This is a genomic window from Haloferax sp. DFSO60, assembly GCF_046557615.1.
Lineage (GTDB): Archaea > Halobacteriota > Halobacteria > Halobacteriales > Haloferacaceae > Haloferax.
In genome coordinates, this window is record NZ_JBKIII010000001.1 from 955,831 (window position 1) to 971,356 (window position 15,526).

At 61.1% G+C, this 15,526-nt stretch carries 17 protein-coding genes; 8 read left to right on the forward strand and 9 right to left on the reverse strand.

Going from position 1 to position 15,526, the window contains the following annotated elements; translation table 11 throughout:
- The first annotated feature begins 108 nt into the window (after nt 1–108).
- Nucleotides 109–564 carry an MGMT family protein gene (locus ACK509_RS05010; RefSeq protein ID WP_410765394.1) on the forward strand — a complete coding sequence of 152 codons (456 nt, stop codon included), beginning with the start codon at nt 109–111 and terminating at the stop codon, nt 562–564.
- A gap of 8 nt (nt 565–572) precedes the next feature.
- Here ACK509_RS05010 and ACK509_RS05015 read toward each other — a convergent pair whose 3' ends face one another.
- From ACK509_RS05015 to lonB, 3 genes are read right to left on the reverse strand one after another with little or no spacing between them, the layout of a single operon-like run.
- Nucleotides 573–911, reverse strand: coding sequence for a hypothetical protein (locus tag ACK509_RS05015; RefSeq protein ID WP_410765395.1), 339 nt, complete (start codon nt 909–911; stop codon nt 573–575).
- Between the two features lie 51 nt (nt 912–962).
- Nucleotides 963–1,865, reverse strand: a complete 903-nt coding sequence (locus ACK509_RS05020; protein WP_410765396.1) for a CPBP family intramembrane glutamic endopeptidase — start codon at nt 1,863–1,865, stop codon at nt 963–965.
- A 6-nt stretch (nt 1,866–1,871) separates the two neighbouring features.
- A complete protein-coding gene (lonB, locus tag ACK509_RS05025; RefSeq protein ID WP_410765397.1) occupies nt 1,872–3,950 on the reverse strand; it encodes an ATP-dependent protease LonB in 2,079 nt (692 codons plus the stop codon).
- Nucleotides 3,951–4,118: 168 nt separating this feature from the next.
- Here lonB and ACK509_RS05030 point away from each other — a divergent pair, with 168 nt between their 5' ends.
- Genes ACK509_RS05030 through ACK509_RS05040 form a run of 3 tightly spaced genes read left to right on the forward strand, consistent with a single transcriptional unit; the run spans nt 4,119 to nt 6,065 of the window.
- A complete protein-coding gene (locus tag ACK509_RS05030) occupies nt 4,119–4,661 on the forward strand; it encodes a nicotinamide-nucleotide adenylyltransferase (protein ID WP_410765398.1) in 543 nt (180 codons plus the stop codon).
- A gap of 1 nt (nt 4,662) precedes the next feature.
- On the forward strand, nt 4,663–5,439 hold the full coding sequence (locus ACK509_RS05035; RefSeq protein ID WP_410765399.1) for an S-adenosyl-l-methionine hydroxide adenosyltransferase family protein: 777 nt from the start codon (nt 4,663–4,665) through the stop codon (nt 5,437–5,439).
- The gene (locus tag ACK509_RS05040) at nt 5,439–6,065 is read left to right on the forward strand and encodes a trimeric intracellular cation channel family protein (protein WP_410765400.1); all 627 of its coding nucleotides are present in this window, start codon (nt 5,439–5,441) and stop codon (nt 6,063–6,065) included. The genes ACK509_RS05035 and ACK509_RS05040 overlap by 1 nt, the downstream gene beginning before the upstream one ends.
- On the opposite strand, the gene ACK509_RS05045 is transcribed toward ACK509_RS05040, so the two are convergent.
- The 4 genes from ACK509_RS05045 to ACK509_RS05060 all read right to left on the reverse strand — a co-directional run bounded on the left by ACK509_RS05045 (nt 6,062) and on the right by ACK509_RS05060 (nt 10,208).
- A complete protein-coding gene (locus ACK509_RS05045) occupies nt 6,062–7,384 on the reverse strand; it encodes an APC family permease (protein WP_410765401.1) in 1,323 nt (440 codons plus the stop codon). The two genes, ACK509_RS05040 and ACK509_RS05045, sit on opposite strands and share 4 nt — an antisense overlap.
- 123 nt (nt 7,385–7,507) lie before the next feature.
- Nucleotides 7,508–9,067, reverse strand: a complete 1,560-nt coding sequence (gene thsA / locus ACK509_RS05050) for a thermosome subunit alpha (protein WP_410766253.1) — start codon at nt 9,065–9,067, stop codon at nt 7,508–7,510.
- A gap of 154 nt (nt 9,068–9,221) precedes the next feature.
- Nucleotides 9,222–9,503, reverse strand: coding sequence for a HalOD1 output domain-containing protein (locus tag ACK509_RS05055; RefSeq protein WP_410765402.1), 282 nt, complete (start codon nt 9,501–9,503; stop codon nt 9,222–9,224).
- Between the two features lie 42 nt (nt 9,504–9,545).
- Nucleotides 9,546–10,208, reverse strand: coding sequence for a helix-turn-helix domain-containing protein (locus tag ACK509_RS05060; protein WP_410765403.1), 663 nt, complete (start codon nt 10,206–10,208; stop codon nt 9,546–9,548).
- Nucleotides 10,209–10,381: 173 nt separating this feature from the next.
- Between ACK509_RS05060 and ACK509_RS05065 the strand changes: the two genes are divergently transcribed.
- Nucleotides 10,382–11,206: an amidohydrolase family protein gene (locus ACK509_RS05065; RefSeq protein WP_410765404.1), complete on the forward strand. Its 825-nt coding sequence runs from the start codon at nt 10,382–10,384 to the stop codon at nt 11,204–11,206.
- 220 nt (nt 11,207–11,426) lie between these two features.
- Here ACK509_RS05065 and ACK509_RS05070 read toward each other — a convergent pair whose 3' ends face one another.
- The gene (locus tag ACK509_RS05070) at nt 11,427–12,329 is read right to left on the reverse strand and encodes a glycosyltransferase family 2 protein (RefSeq protein ID WP_410765405.1); all 903 of its coding nucleotides are present in this window, start codon (nt 12,327–12,329) and stop codon (nt 11,427–11,429) included.
- A gap of 97 nt (nt 12,330–12,426) precedes the next feature.
- A complete protein-coding gene (locus ACK509_RS05075; protein WP_410765406.1) occupies nt 12,427–13,185 on the reverse strand; it encodes a class I SAM-dependent methyltransferase in 759 nt (252 codons plus the stop codon).
- Between the two features lie 392 nt (nt 13,186–13,577).
- Between ACK509_RS05075 and ACK509_RS05080 the strand changes: the two genes are divergently transcribed.
- The 3 genes from ACK509_RS05080 (at nt 13,578) to ACK509_RS05090 (ending at nt 15,513) form a co-directional block, all read left to right on the forward strand.
- Nucleotides 13,578–13,850, forward strand: a complete 273-nt coding sequence (locus tag ACK509_RS05080; protein WP_390223976.1) for a winged helix-turn-helix domain-containing protein — start codon at nt 13,578–13,580, stop codon at nt 13,848–13,850.
- 77 nt (nt 13,851–13,927) lie between these two features.
- Complete coding sequence (locus tag ACK509_RS05085; RefSeq protein WP_410765407.1) at nt 13,928–14,716, forward strand: MBL fold metallo-hydrolase; 789 nt, start codon at nt 13,928–13,930, stop codon at nt 14,714–14,716.
- A gap of 80 nt (nt 14,717–14,796) precedes the next feature.
- A complete protein-coding gene (locus ACK509_RS05090) occupies nt 14,797–15,513 on the forward strand; it encodes a YkgJ family cysteine cluster protein (protein ID WP_410765408.1) in 717 nt (238 codons plus the stop codon).
- Nucleotides 15,514–15,526 lie beyond the last annotated feature (13 nt).

Genomic DNA, 15,526 nt, shown 5'->3' on the forward strand with positions numbered 1-15,526 from the left:
TGTACACTGACGGACTGATTTGTACATAAGGTTTGCGTCGTCGCGGGCGTTCGCCGGAAGGTTCGCGTCCCCGCAAGTGTGAAACGTCCGGCGGGGAGACAAAGATGCATGGACGTCGCCGGAATTTACGCCCGCGAACTGCCGTCACTCGGTCGTTCGGTGCAAATCGGAGTCGTGAGTGGAAAACTCATCAGCGTCTCGTTTCCCGAGTCACTTCCCGACGATACCGAGAGCGACCACCCGATTCTCGATTCTGTGGTCGCCGCCATCGACGGTGACGATGTGGATTTTTCGTCGGTCGAAGTCGGTCTGACCGTCCCCACGGACCAGCGAGCAATCCTCGAAGCGTTGCGCAACGTCCCACGCGGCAAGCCAATCGACGTTAGTTTGCTCGTTCGAATGGCGGGACTGGACCCAGAAGACGACGCGTCGGTACAGGCGGTCGAGCGCACACTCGCGTCGAATCCGATTCCGGTCGTCATCCCCGACCACAGAGTGACAGACGGACCGAGTGCTGCACCGGATTCAGTCGTCGCGGCACTCCGTCGTGCAGAAGGAATCTGAGTGGGACTTTAAAACGGCGCGGCGGTCGTCTCGCGGCGAAGCGCGATGTAGCCGACTAATCCTGCCAGCAAGAAGAGCGTCCCCGCGAGACCGAGTTCCGGAATCCCCGTCAGGAGTTCGACGAACTGTGTGATGCCAGCGGCGATGAATCCGCCTGCGGCGATGTATTTTACGCGCGATTCGATGGGTATCTGGTAGGTGACGATACCGAGCAGAATCACGGCGATGCCGAACGCGACGTCCGCGAGGAGTGCAATCGTCGGGTTGTTAGTGACAAAGGCCGCCACGATGAGTGCGATGTAGCCGATAAGGCCTGCCTGTGCGAGAGTCCTCGTGTCGATGTCCATACTCACTACGCGGTGCGCGGGGAACTTGAACACCCCACACGTGAGGCACACTCACTCCCAGTCGAACAGTTCGTGGCCGACGAACTCCAACGCGTTGACGAGGTAGTGGGCGACCACGACGACCACGAGGCTCTCGGTGAGGACGAACGCCGCGGCGAGAACGAACCCAAGCAAGCCAGTCACGAAGATACCGAGACGACCCTGTGCGCCGTGGCCGATGCCGAACGCAACCGACGAGAGCGCCGCCATGAGCCACGGCGAGAGGCCGAACCCGACCGCCGCCGCGCCGATGAGCGCACCACGGAACAGCAGTTCTTCGAAGCCCGCGATGAGCGGGAGTGCGACGAAGAACAACAGGAACCATCCACGCGTCGATTCCGGCGTGAGTGACGAACGGAGCGATTCGTCGGGGGCGAACCCGAACTGCCGACTCGCCGTCGCACCGACTCTGTTCGCGGCGTAGAGTGAGATACCGAGTGCGGCACCGAGTCCGACCATCGTCGGGAGATTCGCGAACGAGATGCCGAGTGCCGAGAGCGGGACACCGGAGTACCACGCACCCATCGCCAACAACGCACCCAAGAGTACCTGCCCGACGATGACGTTCGCCAGGAGGACGTACGGAGGGATACTGGCGTCGTGGTCTGGTGAAGAGGTGTGGCTCTGGGCGTCTGCGTCGAGGCACTGTTCGGACAGATGCGCGCTGTGTTCCGGTAGCTGTGCGACGTTGACGCTGACTGGCATGAAATCCGTGTGTTCAGTAGGAGGAACCGACCACGTCTCGAAACCGTCAACAGTCACGTCAGTCGTTTCGAAGTCATTGCGCGCGTGCGATGAAGCGTCGTTCCGAGCGTCAACGATGTCACTTGGAACTCCACGTGAGAGGTGTGCGAGAGAAAGAAGCACCGTGAGGACGACGCCGGTGAAACCTGCGAACGTCGCCCACTCGGTCATTCTGCCTTACTGTGGGCTCGGACTGGAGGGCCCGACGCCCTTGCCTTTGAGGGCAGAGCCAGTGATGCTCTTGAGCCGGTCCACGAGCGAGTCCTTCTCGGGTTCGCCTTCGAGGGCGACGTCGAGGACTTCGCTGATGTGCGAGACGGGGATGATGTCGATCATCTCCTTGTACTCGTCTTCGATCATCACGTCCTGCTCGTTGGCGGCAGGGATGATGACGGTGGTACAGCCAGCCTTCGCGGCGGCTTCGATTTTGTGGGTGACACCGCCGACCGGAAGCACGTCACCGCGAACCGAGAGCGAACCGGTCATCGCGACCGATTGGTCGATTGGGATGTCTTCCAGTGCAGAGATGACGGCGGTCGCGACCGTGATGGACGCGGAGTCACCGTCGACACCCTGCTGGCCGGTCTGGACGAACTGCACGTGTACGTCCATCTCGGAGAGGTCCTGATTAGAGAACTTCTTGATGATAGCCGAGACGTTCTGGACGGACTCTTCGGCCATCTCCTTGAGTTGACCGGTAGCGATGACTCGGCCCGGACCCTGTGACGGCGTGACTTCGGCCATCACGGGGAGCATGATACCGGAGTCTTGGCCCATGACTGCGAGGCCGTTCACGCGGCCCGTGACGAAGCCGTCGTTGACGGAGAGTTCGTAGTCCTTGCGGCGCTCGATGTACTGGTCCGCAATCTGTTGCTCGATAGAGCGCGCGCGGCGCTTTGCCTGCAACACGTGGTTGCGGGTGGTGAAGTCGGCGTTCTCGCCGCGGGCGATGTCGCCTGCGACGCGAACGAGGCCACCGAGGTTACGGAATTCGAGCGTCAGGTGACCCTTGCGGCCTGCACGGCGGCGGGCTTCGAGGATGACCTCTTCGAGTGCCTCTTCGGTGAAGTGGGGCAGCCGCCCGTCGTTGGCGACTTCCTGTGCCACGAAGCGTGCGTACTTGCGGCGCATCTCCGGGGAGTCCTCGATGGTGTCGTCCATGTAGACCTCGTACCCGTACCCTTTGATACGGGACCGGAGTGCGGGGTGCATGTTCTCCATCGCGTCGAGGTTCCCTGCGGCAATCATGATGAAGTCCGTCGGGACGGGTTCGGTCTGGACCATCGCACCCGAGGAGCGCTCGGACTGGCCAGTGATACCGAATTCGCCTTCCTGAATGGCCGTCATCAGGTGCTGTTGGCTGCGAACGTCGAGGGTGTTGATTTCGTCGATGAACAGAACACCCTTGTTCGCTTTGTGGATTGCACCGGGTTCGACGCGGTCGTGGCTCGGCGTCTCCATGCCACCGGACTGGAATGGGTCGTGGCGAACGTCGCCGAGGAGTGCACCAGCGTGGGCACCCGTTGCGTCCTGGAACGGCGCAGCCTTCTGGTCCGCGTTGTTCACGATGAGGTTCGGAATCATCGCATCGCTGCCGCGCGACCCGTAGCGGAACGCGAGGTAGATGATACCCGCGGCGAGGATGCCGAGGAGAACCTGCTGGGCGATAATAAGCGAGTAGCCCAACACGATGGCGATGATAATCCACATCAAGAACGAGCGCATCTGGTTGCGCTTGCGTGCCTCTTCTTTGTGTGCTTCGACGATTTGGTCACCCTTTCCCGCAGGTACAGTCCGGACCTTCGGGCGGTTACCGTCGTCGGGGTTGTGATAGACGAGAACGTCCTGGAGTTCCTCGCGGGGGAGAAGTTCGGACATCGCCTTTGCGAGCATAGACTTCCCCGTCCCCGGAGAGCCAATCATCATGACGTGACGGCGCTGTTTGGCCGCTTTCATGATGACGTCGCGGGCGTGCTCCTGCCCGATGACTTGGTCCACCAGTCGGTCGGGGACCTCGATTTCCTCGGTGGAGTCGACTTGTAATCCACCGAGCAGGTCGTTTTCGTCAACGTCGTTGACCACGTCGGCCTTTAGTTCGACGTCGCTCCCGAGGTCGTCGATAGTGTGTTGTTCGACCTCTTCGGCCTCCTCGTCAAGAGGCTCCGAACCGGTGTCAACGCCCTCGCTATCGGGCGATTTGTCGGCGGATTCCTCCGATTCGTGGAGGCGATCGTCAGTATTCGTTTCGTTACTCATAGAACTGTCGTCGCTACTTCTATCGTGGGTCCTGCGCTTGATATACTTTCTCCCCGATTGTGTGTTGCATACCTTGCCGTATAATGTCGTTTAGACTCTCCTACCACCAGAATTCCGGATTTTTTGAAACTCGCCGTATTTATAAGTAGTCGAACCCAACCGCGAGTCATGCGGGGGTTCTACATTGGCCGGTTTCAGCCGTATCACAACGGCCATCACCGAATGGTTCAGGAAATCGCCTCCGAGGTCGACGAACTCGTCCTCGGAATTGGTTCTGCGGGCGATTCACACACACCGCGAAATCCGTTCACTGCGGGCGAGCGAATCATGATGGTCACGAAGGCCGTCTCCGACCTCGACGTCACGACCTACGCGGTTCCCATCGAGGACTTGGACCGGAACTCGGTGTGGGTCAGCCACGTCCAGTCCATGTCGCCAGCGTTCGACGTCGCCTACTCGAACAACCCCCTCGTCATCCAACTGTTCACAGAAGCGGGCGTCGAAGTTCGCCAATCGCCGATGTTCAACCGCGAAGTGCTGGAAGGCACCGAAGTTCGCGCGCGAATGGTCGAAGACCGCGACTGGGAGTCGCTCGTCCCCGCCGAAGTCGCCGAAGTCGTCTACGAAATCGGCGGCATCGAGCGCATACAGAACATCACTGCCTCGGATGGCTCGGGCGAGGTGGCAGAAAACCACCCCGACACGGCCTGAGATGATAACACTCGCGTCTGATTTCGGCTCGGCCTACCCCGCGGCGATGAAGGGCGTCATCCTCTCGAAGTGCGACGCTCGCCTCATCGACGTGGCTCACGACTTCCCCCGCCAAGATGTCCGTGCGGCCGCGTTTTGGCTCCGCGAGACACTACCCTACTTTCCGCCCGCCGTCCACCTCGCCGTTATCGACCCCGGTGTGGGAACCGACCGTCGCGCAGTCGTCCTCCGCGTCGGCGACCACGTCCTCGTCGGCCCCGATAATGGAGTTCTCAAGCCAGCGGCGCGACGAATCGCCGCCGAGTACGACGACGAGCCCTCGCTCGAAGCGTACAAAATCGACGTCGAGAACCCCGACTCGACGACGTTCCACGGTCGGGACGTGTTCGCGCCCGCGGCGGCCGACGCCCACGAGGTCGGGGCGGACGCGCTCGACACCATCGAGCGATTCGTCCCCATCGAATGTTCAAGTCTGGCCGACTACTCCTTTCCCGACCCCGAGCGCGACGACGACAGCGTCACCGGCGAGGTACTCGTCGTAGACGACTTCGGAAACTGCATCACGAACATTCCGGGGGCTGACGTTCGACCGTTCGAACGGATTGCCGTCAACGGCGAGCCAACACCCGTCGGCGACACCTTCGAAGCCGTACTCCGAGGCTCTCGTCTCGTCACGGTTGGCAGTCATGGATACGTCGAATGCGACGTGAATCACGGCCGCGGCGACGAGGCATTCGGCCTCTCGGCGGGCGATACAGTTCGACTCGACTTCGACTGATGGTCGAGGTAGACCCCTTCTGGGTGATGAACATCGTCGGCCTACTTGCATTCGCCGTCGCGGGGGCGCTCAAAGCCGCAGATGCCGGACTCGATGCGTTCGGTGTGGCCGTCCTCGGCGTCGTCACCGCACTCGGCGGCGGGACCACACGCGACGTTCTCGTGGACAGACTCCCAGCATCGTTAGCGACTATCGACGACATGAGCGTCGCGCTCGTCGGTGTCGCTCTCGCCATCGTCCTCATTCGACGCCTCAAAGGCCGAGTCCGCGACCACCCGCTATTCGTGACCTCGGACGCCATCGGCCTCGCGGCCTTCGCTGCCACCGGGTCGCTCGTGGGCGTGCAGGCAGGCGTCTCACCGTTCGGTATCGTCATTCTCGGAACCATCACGGGCGTCGGCGGCGGGTCGATTGCCGACATCCTCATCGGGCGCGTGCCGGTCGTCCTCCGCGACGACTTCTATGCGACACCAGCCGTCGCCGGGTGCGTTGGATTCCTCATCGCGCGCGGGCTTGGTGCGCCGTCAGGAATTCCCGCAGGCCTCTGTGCGGCAGTCGTCTTCGGCCTGCGGATGTTCGCCGTGCGCTACGAGTGGCGACTCCCGCAGGTCCGAGCGGACAGTTAGTGCTTCTCTACGTCGTGAAGTTCGTGTTCGAGCGCGCGTGCATCTTCGGCGAGTTCGTCGCGTTCGAAGTAGAGCAATTCGACGCTGATGACAGCGACAGCGAGTGCCAGCACTGTCCAGAACGTCCCTTGCTCGGCGGTGTAGAGATGCCACAAGAGCGCGGCAACCGACGCGGCCGCCCCGAGTGCGCCGACAGCAGGAATCACCGCAGTTTGGAAGTTTTCACGCTGTCGGAAGGCAAGCAGACAGAGTCCGCCGAAGATAGAGATGAACGCGAGCGACGCGAACGAACTGATGGCGTCGAGACTCCCGAGGAACGTGAACCCTGCCGAGAGCGCACCGAGGACGAGAAGCGGGCGAACTGGTTCGTCTCTACTCTCGTCGCGTAATCGACTCGGCAGAAGGTCGTTGGTGACGAGGCGATTCGAGAGACGTGCAGAACTGAACAGAGTGGCGTTGATGGCGCTGCCAGTCGAGAAGAGTGCAGCGAGCGAGATGAGGACGAAGCCCACCTGTCCGAGGAAGGGTCGTGCGGCGATTGCGAGCGCGGTTTCGGCGTGTTGTTGGATGGCGTCGAGTCCGGCGAGGTTCGTCGTCACGAGCGCGACGAGGATGTACAGAACGGTCGCACCAACGATTGAGACGTACACCGCACGCGGAAGGGTTTCACTCGGGTTTTCGATACTCTCTTGGTCGAAAAAGAGGAGTTCCCACCCTTCGAATGCGACAAAGGAGACGGCCGCGGCGATGACGGGTCCAGCACCGAGGTTCCCGAAGCCGAGGCTGATGCCGCCGTGGGTCGTACCGTACCAGATGCCCCCGAGTCCGAACAGGAGCAAGATGGCGACTTTGAGGCCGACGAGGACGTCTTCTGTTCGACCCGAGGCGTGCGCACCGAGGACGTTGAGGCCGACGAACCCGGCGACCATCAGCGCCGAGACGACGGGCCGAAGTGAGAACCCCACGAGCGACGTAACCCCGACGAGTTCGGTGAAGTACCCGCCGAAGGCGTAGGCGTACATCGCCATCGTACCGACGTAGCCGAAGACGAACGTCCACCCGACGATACCCGAGAGCGTGGTGTTCCCGGTGAACTGCTGGACGTACCCGATGGGGCTCATCTGCTCCGAGAGTAGACTGTTGAGTCGGAGAAACGAGTATCCAGCGGCGAGAGCGAGCAGGCCAGCGACGACGAACGCCGCCCACGAGAGTGTTCCTGCGGCCCCGGCGACGACGCCGAGGACGGCGAAGATGCCGCCACCGACCATGCCACCGATAGCCATCGACACGGCTTCTGGAAGTCCAACCGTATCGGACATGGAGACGAGTAGACGGTCAAGGCAGTTGAAAGCCGTGGCTGGTCGAAACGTTGGAACCTGAAAAATCGATTGCGAGTGGTGACACCGGCGCGTGGAAGGAATCGCGCGGTGTCTGTGGTGGGGTTAGTTTGCGGCGATGACGTCGTCGATGCGGACGATCATCGTCGCGGCTTCGGTTGCGGATTCGATTGCTTCGCGCTTGACGGCGGCGGGGTCGATAATCCCGTGTTCGACGGGGTCACCAATTTCGCCGGAGCGACCGGTCGAGATGATGCCTGCGATACCCTCGTGTTCGTAGCGAGCGCGCAGGTCGACGAGTGCGTCGATGGGGTCCAAGCCGGTGTTCTCGGCGAGTGTGCGTGGAAGGGCTTCGACGGCGTCGGCGTAGGCTTCGACGGCGAGTTGCTTGCGGCCTTCGATACCCGCGGCTTCAGAGCGGATGCGGTCGGCGATGGCGATTTCAGTTGCGCCCGCACCGGGGACGACACCGCCCTTGTCGAGGGCGGCGACGACCACGTCTACAGAGTCGTTGATGGCGCGTTCGAGTTCGTTCACGACGTGTTCGGTGCCGCCGCGGAGGAACAACGTCACGGCCTTGGCCGCGACACCGCCTTCCACGAAGGTCAGTTCGTCGTCGCCGAACGTCTTGATGCTGACCGAATCGACGTGGCCGAGGTCGTACTCGTCGAGGTCGGAGAGCGAACCGAGGCGTTTTGCGCCAGTTGCACGAGCGATGGCACGGGCGTCGGACTTCTTGACGCTCTTGAACGCGAGGATGCCAGCGTCGGCGAGGTAACCTGCGACGCGGTCGTCGATGGACTTCGTACAGAACACGACATCGACGCCTGCGTCCTTGAGGGCCGCCGAGTAGCCGCGGAGTTCCTTGTCTTCGGCGTCGATTGCGGCGGTGAGTTGGTCAACCGAGGTGATGTTGTACTCGGTGTCGACCTCGCTCTTGCGAACGTCGAGTTTCATATCGAGGACGGCGACCGTCGCATCTTCGACGGAGTGAGGCATGTTCTCGTTGACGGGTTCTTTGTCGAGGACGACGCCTTCGACGAGTTCCGTTGCCGAGGAAGATGCGCCCGTGCGGGTGAGGATACGAACGTTTTCGCGGTCGAACTTGTCGTTGCTCTCGTGGACCATCCGGACGGCTTTGACGACGTGCTTTGCGAGTACGTCGGCGGTGACGTCGCCGGTTCCCTTCCCGGTCATCGAGGATTCGGCGACCTGTTCGAGCAGGTCGTCGTCGAGTTCGACGTCGAGGACGAAGTCGTCGATAGCCTCTTGGGCGATGCGGGCGGCCTCGGTGTAGCCTTCGACGATGACCGTCGGGTGGAGGTCGTCGTCGAGGAGGTCCTCGGCGTGGGCGAGGAGTTCACCGGTGAGGACGGCGGCGGTGGTCGTGCCGTCACCGACTTCTTCTTCCTGCGTCTGGGAGACTTCGACAATCATCTGCGCGGCGGGGTGTTCGATGTCCATCTTTTCGAGGATGGTCGCACCGTCGTTGGTGATAACGACCTCGCCTGACGAATCGACGAGCATCTTGTCCATGCCGCGGGGGCCGAGGGTAGTTCGTACAGCCTCAGCGACGGCCTTTCCGGCGCGGATGTTCGAGTCCTGTGCGGAGCGACCGCGTGTGCGGTTCGAGCCTTCTGCGAGGATGTAGAGTGGTTGCTGCATTCGTGAAGCCATGTTGAAACCTCAAGCGAGTACAACGTTTGCAGTTCTATAAATACATTTCTCCGAGCGGTACGCTATGAAATCGCACGACAGCAGACGAATTTGCCCGGTTATTCGGCGCCGCCAGAGAGTGCGGTTTCAGCCCGTTCGTGTCTCAAACATCTGGTGGTGCGACACGGAGCGTGCCGTCACCAAATAACGAAACGAGGTAGCCAGCATATCTGAAAGTAAATTCGAGTGAGGGGTCCCGTGACGTGCCAAACAGTGAATTGAGTGCTTCTGGGTCAACGCCCACGTCTGCCAGTGGCGGGAGTTCGAGTGGACTGAGTTCCTCTGCCGTTGCGACGGCCGAAGTTACAGCAACTGCGAGATCGTCGTATCGGTCCGCAGAGATTGTCACTGCAGATGATGTTTCCGTCTCACGTTCGTCGTCCATACACACCGTAAGGGGAATCTGGTATCTATGAATGTGGGTTGACTATGTAATCCGTTCATCCCTAGGTGTCTCTTCGGAGACAGTTGACGCGAGAGACCTGAACGCACGGCGCAGTCGAGCGGCCACCGCCTGTCTCGAAATATCCAGCTCGGTGCCAAGTTCGGCGAGGGAAGTCCGTCGGTGGTCGTCGAAGTAGCCGCGTTCGAGTGCGAGAAGAAGTGCTTCGCGTTGACTTGGCGTTAGTTGATTATCCAGCGGTTCCTCGTGTTCTTCGAGCGAGACCAGATGCGTGGTTTCGAGGTCGATCTGTTCTGTGACACAGTAGGCCCGAAAATTCCGTAGTGCGGTGTGAGAACGGAACCGCAACCGAAGTTTCCACGTATCCGAGTTGCTGGTACAGGCCAAGAGCGTAACGTCGAACTCAGAGAGCGCCGCCAACAGCGAACTCGACGGTGGCTCCCAGACGATTTGATACAGCGCCCCGTCCGGAACGGTTTCGAGCATCGTGGTTTCGGTGAGTTCTGGGAGTCTTTCTGCGTGCGAACCGAACTCGGTCGCGTCCTCACCCCACACCCAGACGAATCGAACGTGGGTGTCGGCTATCGGAATCACTGGTTCGAGTTCCAATTCGACGTGGTCGATATTGGAAACGCGACCGAGGCAAAGTACAGAAATCGGTACTTCGACCTCCGCGATGAGAGACACAACCTAGCTTCGACGGTGTTCATCAAAAGCATATACGACACTCAGACCGTCTCTCTGTCCCGATTTCATGAAAATCAGTAGATGACGAACGTCCCGAGCAAGACGAGTAATGAGACGAAGTGTCACGCGAGATTCTGTAATCTATTTCAGACCCAACCGTGTGGAGTTGGACAATGCTGGAGTTGGAACATGGGTTTCGGGTCGTCGATGTGAACGCACAACTCGACCCCGACGAGCAGTCGATTGCGACGCGGGGACGCGAAATCAGCCCCGAGCGACTCGAACGAGAGGTACACCAAGCGGGTGTCGTCCGTGCTGTCGTCTCACCGGGCGCACAACCCGACGACGTGAGCTATCTTCGACCGAACAACGCCGTCGCGCGACTGAGCGTAGACCGGCCGTTTCTCGCGTTCGCCCGCATCAACGGCCCACGCGACCCGAGCAGCAAGACGATGGGGCGACTGCGTAATCTCACTGCCTCGCGCGCGTCACACCATACTGACCCCGAAGATATCGAGCAGTACGCCTACGACGACCGATTCCACGGCTTCTGTCTCGCTCCAGCGGTCGATGGCCTCCCCGACGACGAGACACTCGAAATGCTCGAATCGGTCGGCCTTCCCGTGTTCGTGGAGGCTGGCGAGATGTTCAAACCGCAGACTGTCGCCGAAACACTCCTCGGCCGGTTTCCCGTCATCATGTCGAGTTTCGGTGGCTACCCTCTCAATCGGGACTTGATGCACGAGTCTATCGACTTACTGGACGACCACGAGGACCTCTACTTAGACACGAGTTTCGTCTGCTTCCGGAGCGTCCTCGAACGCGCGCTTCTCGAACACCCTGACCGCGTACTCTTCGGGAGCGGCGCACCCGAGACTCACCCTAACGTCGGTGTCATGGAGATTCTCACCCTCGACGTGTCGGAAGACGCGTTCGCCAAGGCGTTCTCGAAGAACGCGACGCGCGTGATTTCGGCGCTCGGACCGGGCGAAGAATAGCGTCCGCGACTATCGGACCCTCAGTACGACTGCGAACAACACCAAGACGAGTCCAACGAGTACGAACAGTCCGAGCAATCCGCTAACACCGCCAATTTCGACCACGAGAACACCAGCGACTGCCAAGGTTACTGCAAGAAAAGCCGCAAAACGAAGTCGGAGAACTGTCCCGAGCAGTCGGGTATTCAACAACACACTCAGCGGGCCGCGCATCCGCGACTTATCGCCAGTCGTAGCGCGCGACCGCACGGTCAGCACGCTTCGAACACCCGTGTGGATTTCGCGCTCTGCTTCGGTCACGAGCGCGTGCGACGAGACCGTCAGATGCGCCGGTCGAAATTCCGAGGACGACATCGCGGCCCGTTCCTGCCCATCCAGACGGCGTGACTTCACCACGAAGCACGCCACGGGCCGCGTCGAATCCGTCGCTCGCGGCGTGTTTGATAGTTCGTTTGATGATGGCCGGACGGCCACCGTAGTTCTTGACGAGTCGATACGCGAGTGAGCGATATTTCCATCCCCAGTCACGCTCTGCGACGCCACCGTCGGCCTCGAACTCGCGTCGGACGCACATCTTCGGTGCCCACCCGACGGACCGGTCGAACGTGGCGAGACGGTGAGCCGCATCGCGCGCGCCGCCGGTGTGGAGATATTCGTCGAAGCCGTCGAGGTCGTCGATTGCCCGGCGGCGGAAGGCGACGTTCCCCCCGTTGAAGTAGGTGACCGTGCGCCCCGAAATCGTCCGTTGTTCGAGCGACTCGGTGGTCATTCCGTTGCGCAGTGTTTGGTGCATCGGCCCGGTGACGACATCCGCGTCTTCGATTCCTTCTTCGAGCGCCTCGAGCCACGAGGACTCGATTGCGTGGTCGTATCGGAGGAAGGCAACAACGTCGCCGGTCGCGACTTCGAGTCCAGCGTTGCGCGCGACGTTGAGCGTGCGGTCAGAAATCTCGATGAGTACGTCGACGTCGTCGCGCTCGCGTACCATCCCGGTCGTACCGTCGGCTGACGGCCCGTTGACGACGATTACCTCGGCGTCGGGGGCGTACTCGGCCAGCGCATCGAGGCTGGTGACGAGACTGTCCCGACCGTTGAGTGTCGGGAGTACAACCGAGAGGTCCATACCCGACAGTTGCTACGGACCTACTTAAATGTGAATCGAAAATCCATGTTAATATCTACCGTAGGCCACGCGAGACGGTCGAATGAGAGGAATAGGATTACTCGGCGTCGCTGGCGTGTTCTGCCGCGAGGGTGTCGGCGTCGGTTGCCGACGGCACGCGGGCGTTCCAGTACGAGACCGAGGCGACGTCGTCGCCGATGAGTGAGTCACCGACCGCGAGGTCGAACGACCGGAAGGGTTGGGCGACGCCATTCGGAATCTTTCGGTAGAATCCGAACGGGAGGACGAAGTCGTGGTTCGCTTCGACGAGTGAGAGACCAGCGTTGTCGAGGAGGCGATGCACGTCGTTCGCGGAGTAGAGATGCGACCCCATCGGGAGCAACCAGTTGTACGCCACGCGCAGGCTCTGGTCGTTGAACGTGTCGAAGAAGACCTGATTTTTCGACACGCGTGCCATCTCCGTGAGGAACTTCGTCGGCGTGTCTGCGAGGTGGAAAAACCGCATCGCAAACACGGCGTCGAAGTGATTGTCCGGGAACGGCAGGCGCGCGGCGTCGGCGCGGAGGAACTCGATTCGGTCGTCGACGCCCGCCCTGCGTGCTTTTTCCCGTCCCTGTTGCATCATTGCCCGAGAGATATCCAGTCCGGTGATGTTCGCACCCTGCTGTGCGAGCATCACGGTGAAACGCCCTGTTCCGCAGGCGATTTCGAGGATATTCTTGTCTTCGACTGGTCCGAGAGCATCGAGGACTGCCGCCTTTTCCCGCTGGTCGATAAGCTGACCGCCCCGCGAAAACCGCTTCGAGTCGTACTCCCGAGCGATGTCGTCCGCTTGGTACCACTCCTTTCCTTTCACGCTACGCAGTATCGCGGGGGCGACGGTAAAACGATACTGGATGCGTCGTGCGGTCTGGAGTGGTACTTACCCCCATCGGGCACCAATCGTGTACTATGCCAACGTGTCGCATCTGTGGGTCAACACACGACGCAAGCGAGTTACAGCGTCATGTCACCGAGGGATTTCTTATCGTTCACTGCCCTGACTGCCACGCACCGATGGGAAGTTACCGCGTCGGGTCGCCAAACGTCGATACGAAGCGGTCCGCCACCTAATTCGGAGACGGAGCGAACTTCGGAATCAAACAATATCAATGGTGGCGCCTGAAATAATATCTATATTAGGTGTCTGCATTGTTTTGTCACACTGGTAGCTAACTCTTAACACGGAAGACAATGGCTAGTGAGTGTATGAGCACCACCACTGCAGAACCAGACGCTGAAGCGCTGCTTTCGGAAGCCGAGTTCCGGGAGCGCCTCCGCGAACTCCCACCGAGCGCAAAGCTCGTCGCAAAAGTCCTCGAAAGTGATGCGCCGCTTTCGCAGGGCCAACTCGCCGAAGAGTCGCTCCTGCCGGACCGCACCGTCCGCTACGCGCTCAACCGTCTCGAAGACTCGGACCTCGTTGGCTCGCGCTACTCGTTCAAGGACGCGCGCAAGCAGGTTTACTTCCTGAACACGTAACGTTCGAAAAAGCGGCTCTGACCAAGCCACCGCACTTTTCCAAATACAACTAACTCACCCCCGAGCGAAGCCGTCGTATGGATATCGCTCGCGTCTCGGTTCCTGTCGAAACGCGCGCCCCGACTGGCGCGACGAACGCGTATCTCATCTCGGCCGACGGAACGAGTCTTCTTCTCGACCCCGCGGCCCGGACTGCCGACCTCGACTCACTGGTCGAAGAACGAGGTGTGGACCACATCGCCGTGACGCACACTCACCCGGACCACGTCGGCGCAGTCGCCGACTATGCCCGTGAGACCGGCGCGACAGTCTGGTGTCGTCGCGGGCGCGAAAGAATGTTCCAAACCGCGACTGGCATCGCCGCCACCGAGACGTTCATCGAAGGGACGACGATTCCCGTCGGGCCAGGTATCGACGTACTCGACACGCCCGGCCACGCGCGCGACCACGTGACGTTCGTCGCTGACGACGAGTACGTCTGCGGCGACCTCGCGGTTGCCGAGGGAAGCGTCGTCGTCGGTGCCCCCGCTGGCGACATGCGCGCGTATCTGGTCGCACTTCGACGCCTCTACGCTCGGAACCCGCGACGACTCCACCCCGGTCACGGGCCCGTCATCGACGATTCTCGGCGCGTACTCGAACGCCTCATCGACCACCGTCGTGCCCGCGAAGAGAAAGTCGAAGCCGCGATTCGAAACGGTGCCCGAACCCCAGACGAGGTGACCGACGCGGCCTACGACAAAGACATCTCAGCCGTCTACGACCTCGCGCGGGCAACCGTGGTCGCGCACATCGAAAAACTGGCCGCCGAACGCCGGGTTCGCTGGGAAGCCGAATCGGAGTTGGTCGAGCCACGCGATGACTGACGTTCACTCGCTCGCCGAACCATCTCCGCTTCTCTCGCCGAACCGCGCACCTCTTGCATCTCGCGCCCACACGTCTCTCCATGAGCCTCGAAGCCGAACTCGAACGCGCACAGGGCCTCGACGAGTCCGAACTGGCCGACGCTATCGAGTCTATCGGCTTCGAATGTACCCGTTGTGGGGCCTGCTGTAAGGGCTACGAGACCGACGACGGCCCCGAGCCACACACGGCGACTATCTTCCCCGACGAAGTGCGGACGATTCAGGAGGCGACTGAGTACGATTCTGGCGTCACCGAAGGTGCCGCTGACTCCACCTCGGACGCCTCGCTGGAATGGCGCGACATCGCCCGGCCAATGCCCTACGGCCTCACCGAGGGCGAGGGCGGTCTCGAAGGCGAGACGTTCGAGTGGGCGCTCCAGACGAACGCCTGCGGTGACTGTCGGTTTTACGATGAAGACGAGTCGGGGATGGGTGCCTGTCAGGTCCACGACGACCGGCCACTGATTTGCGAGACGTACCCCTTCAGCGTCGCGCTCGCCGGAACGAGTCAACCGATGGGCGAGGCAGTGGACGAAGAAGGGATGGTTCGCGCCCACGAATGCGAAGGGCTTGGAAGAGACATTTCGCGCGACGACGCCGAGGAGTTGGCGCGGGCGTTGAAGGAGCGAGCAGTGCGAGAAGTCGAAGAGGCAATCGCCGTCAGCGACATCTACGAGCCAATCGAAACCGGCCCGGGTGAAGTCGTCGTCCACGACTCAGAGGGGGCAAAGCGGATGGATGGAACACCCATCGAGTGACCGAATCTCCCCG

Bases quoted from the DNA above. Each gene is read 5' to 3' on its own strand.
- ACK509_RS05030 (WP_410765398.1), top strand. From the start codon at position 4,119: ATGCGGGGGTTCTACATTGGCCGGTTTCAGCCGTATCACAACGGCCAT.
- ACK509_RS05065 (WP_410765404.1), top strand. From the start codon at position 10,382: ATGCTGGAGTTGGAACATGGGTTTCGGGTCGTCGATGTGAACGCACAA.
- lonB (WP_410765397.1), bottom strand. From the start codon at position 3,950: ATGAGTAACGAAACGAATACTGACGATCGCCTCCACGAATCGGAGGAA.
- ACK509_RS05080 (WP_390223976.1), top strand. From the start codon at position 13,578: ATGAGCACCACCACTGCAGAACCAGACGCTGAAGCGCTGCTTTCGGAA.
- ACK509_RS05015 (WP_410765395.1), bottom strand. From the start codon at position 911: ATGGACATCGACACGAGGACTCTCGCACAGGCAGGCCTTATCGGCTAC.
- ACK509_RS05055 (WP_410765402.1), bottom strand. From the start codon at position 9,503: ATGGACGACGAACGTGAGACGGAAACATCATCTGCAGTGACAATCTCT.
- thsA (WP_410766253.1), bottom strand. From the start codon at position 9,067: ATGCAGCAACCACTCTACATCCTCGCAGAAGGCTCGAACCGCACACGC.
- ACK509_RS05035 (WP_410765399.1), top strand. From the start codon at position 4,663: ATGATAACACTCGCGTCTGATTTCGGCTCGGCCTACCCCGCGGCGATG.
- ACK509_RS05020 (WP_410765396.1), bottom strand. From the start codon at position 1,865: ATGACCGAGTGGGCGACGTTCGCAGGTTTCACCGGCGTCGTCCTCACG.
- ACK509_RS05045 (WP_410765401.1), bottom strand. From the start codon at position 7,384: ATGTCCGATACGGTTGGACTTCCAGAAGCCGTGTCGATGGCTATCGGT.
- ACK509_RS05040 (WP_410765400.1), top strand. From the start codon at position 5,439: ATGGTCGAGGTAGACCCCTTCTGGGTGATGAACATCGTCGGCCTACTT.
- ACK509_RS05010 (WP_410765394.1), top strand. From the start codon at position 109: ATGGACGTCGCCGGAATTTACGCCCGCGAACTGCCGTCACTCGGTCGT.
- ACK509_RS05085 (WP_410765407.1), top strand. From the start codon at position 13,928: ATGGATATCGCTCGCGTCTCGGTTCCTGTCGAAACGCGCGCCCCGACT.
- ACK509_RS05090 (WP_410765408.1), top strand. From the start codon at position 14,797: ATGAGCCTCGAAGCCGAACTCGAACGCGCACAGGGCCTCGACGAGTCC.
- ACK509_RS05070 (WP_410765405.1), bottom strand. From the start codon at position 12,329: ATGGACCTCTCGGTTGTACTCCCGACACTCAACGGTCGGGACAGTCTC.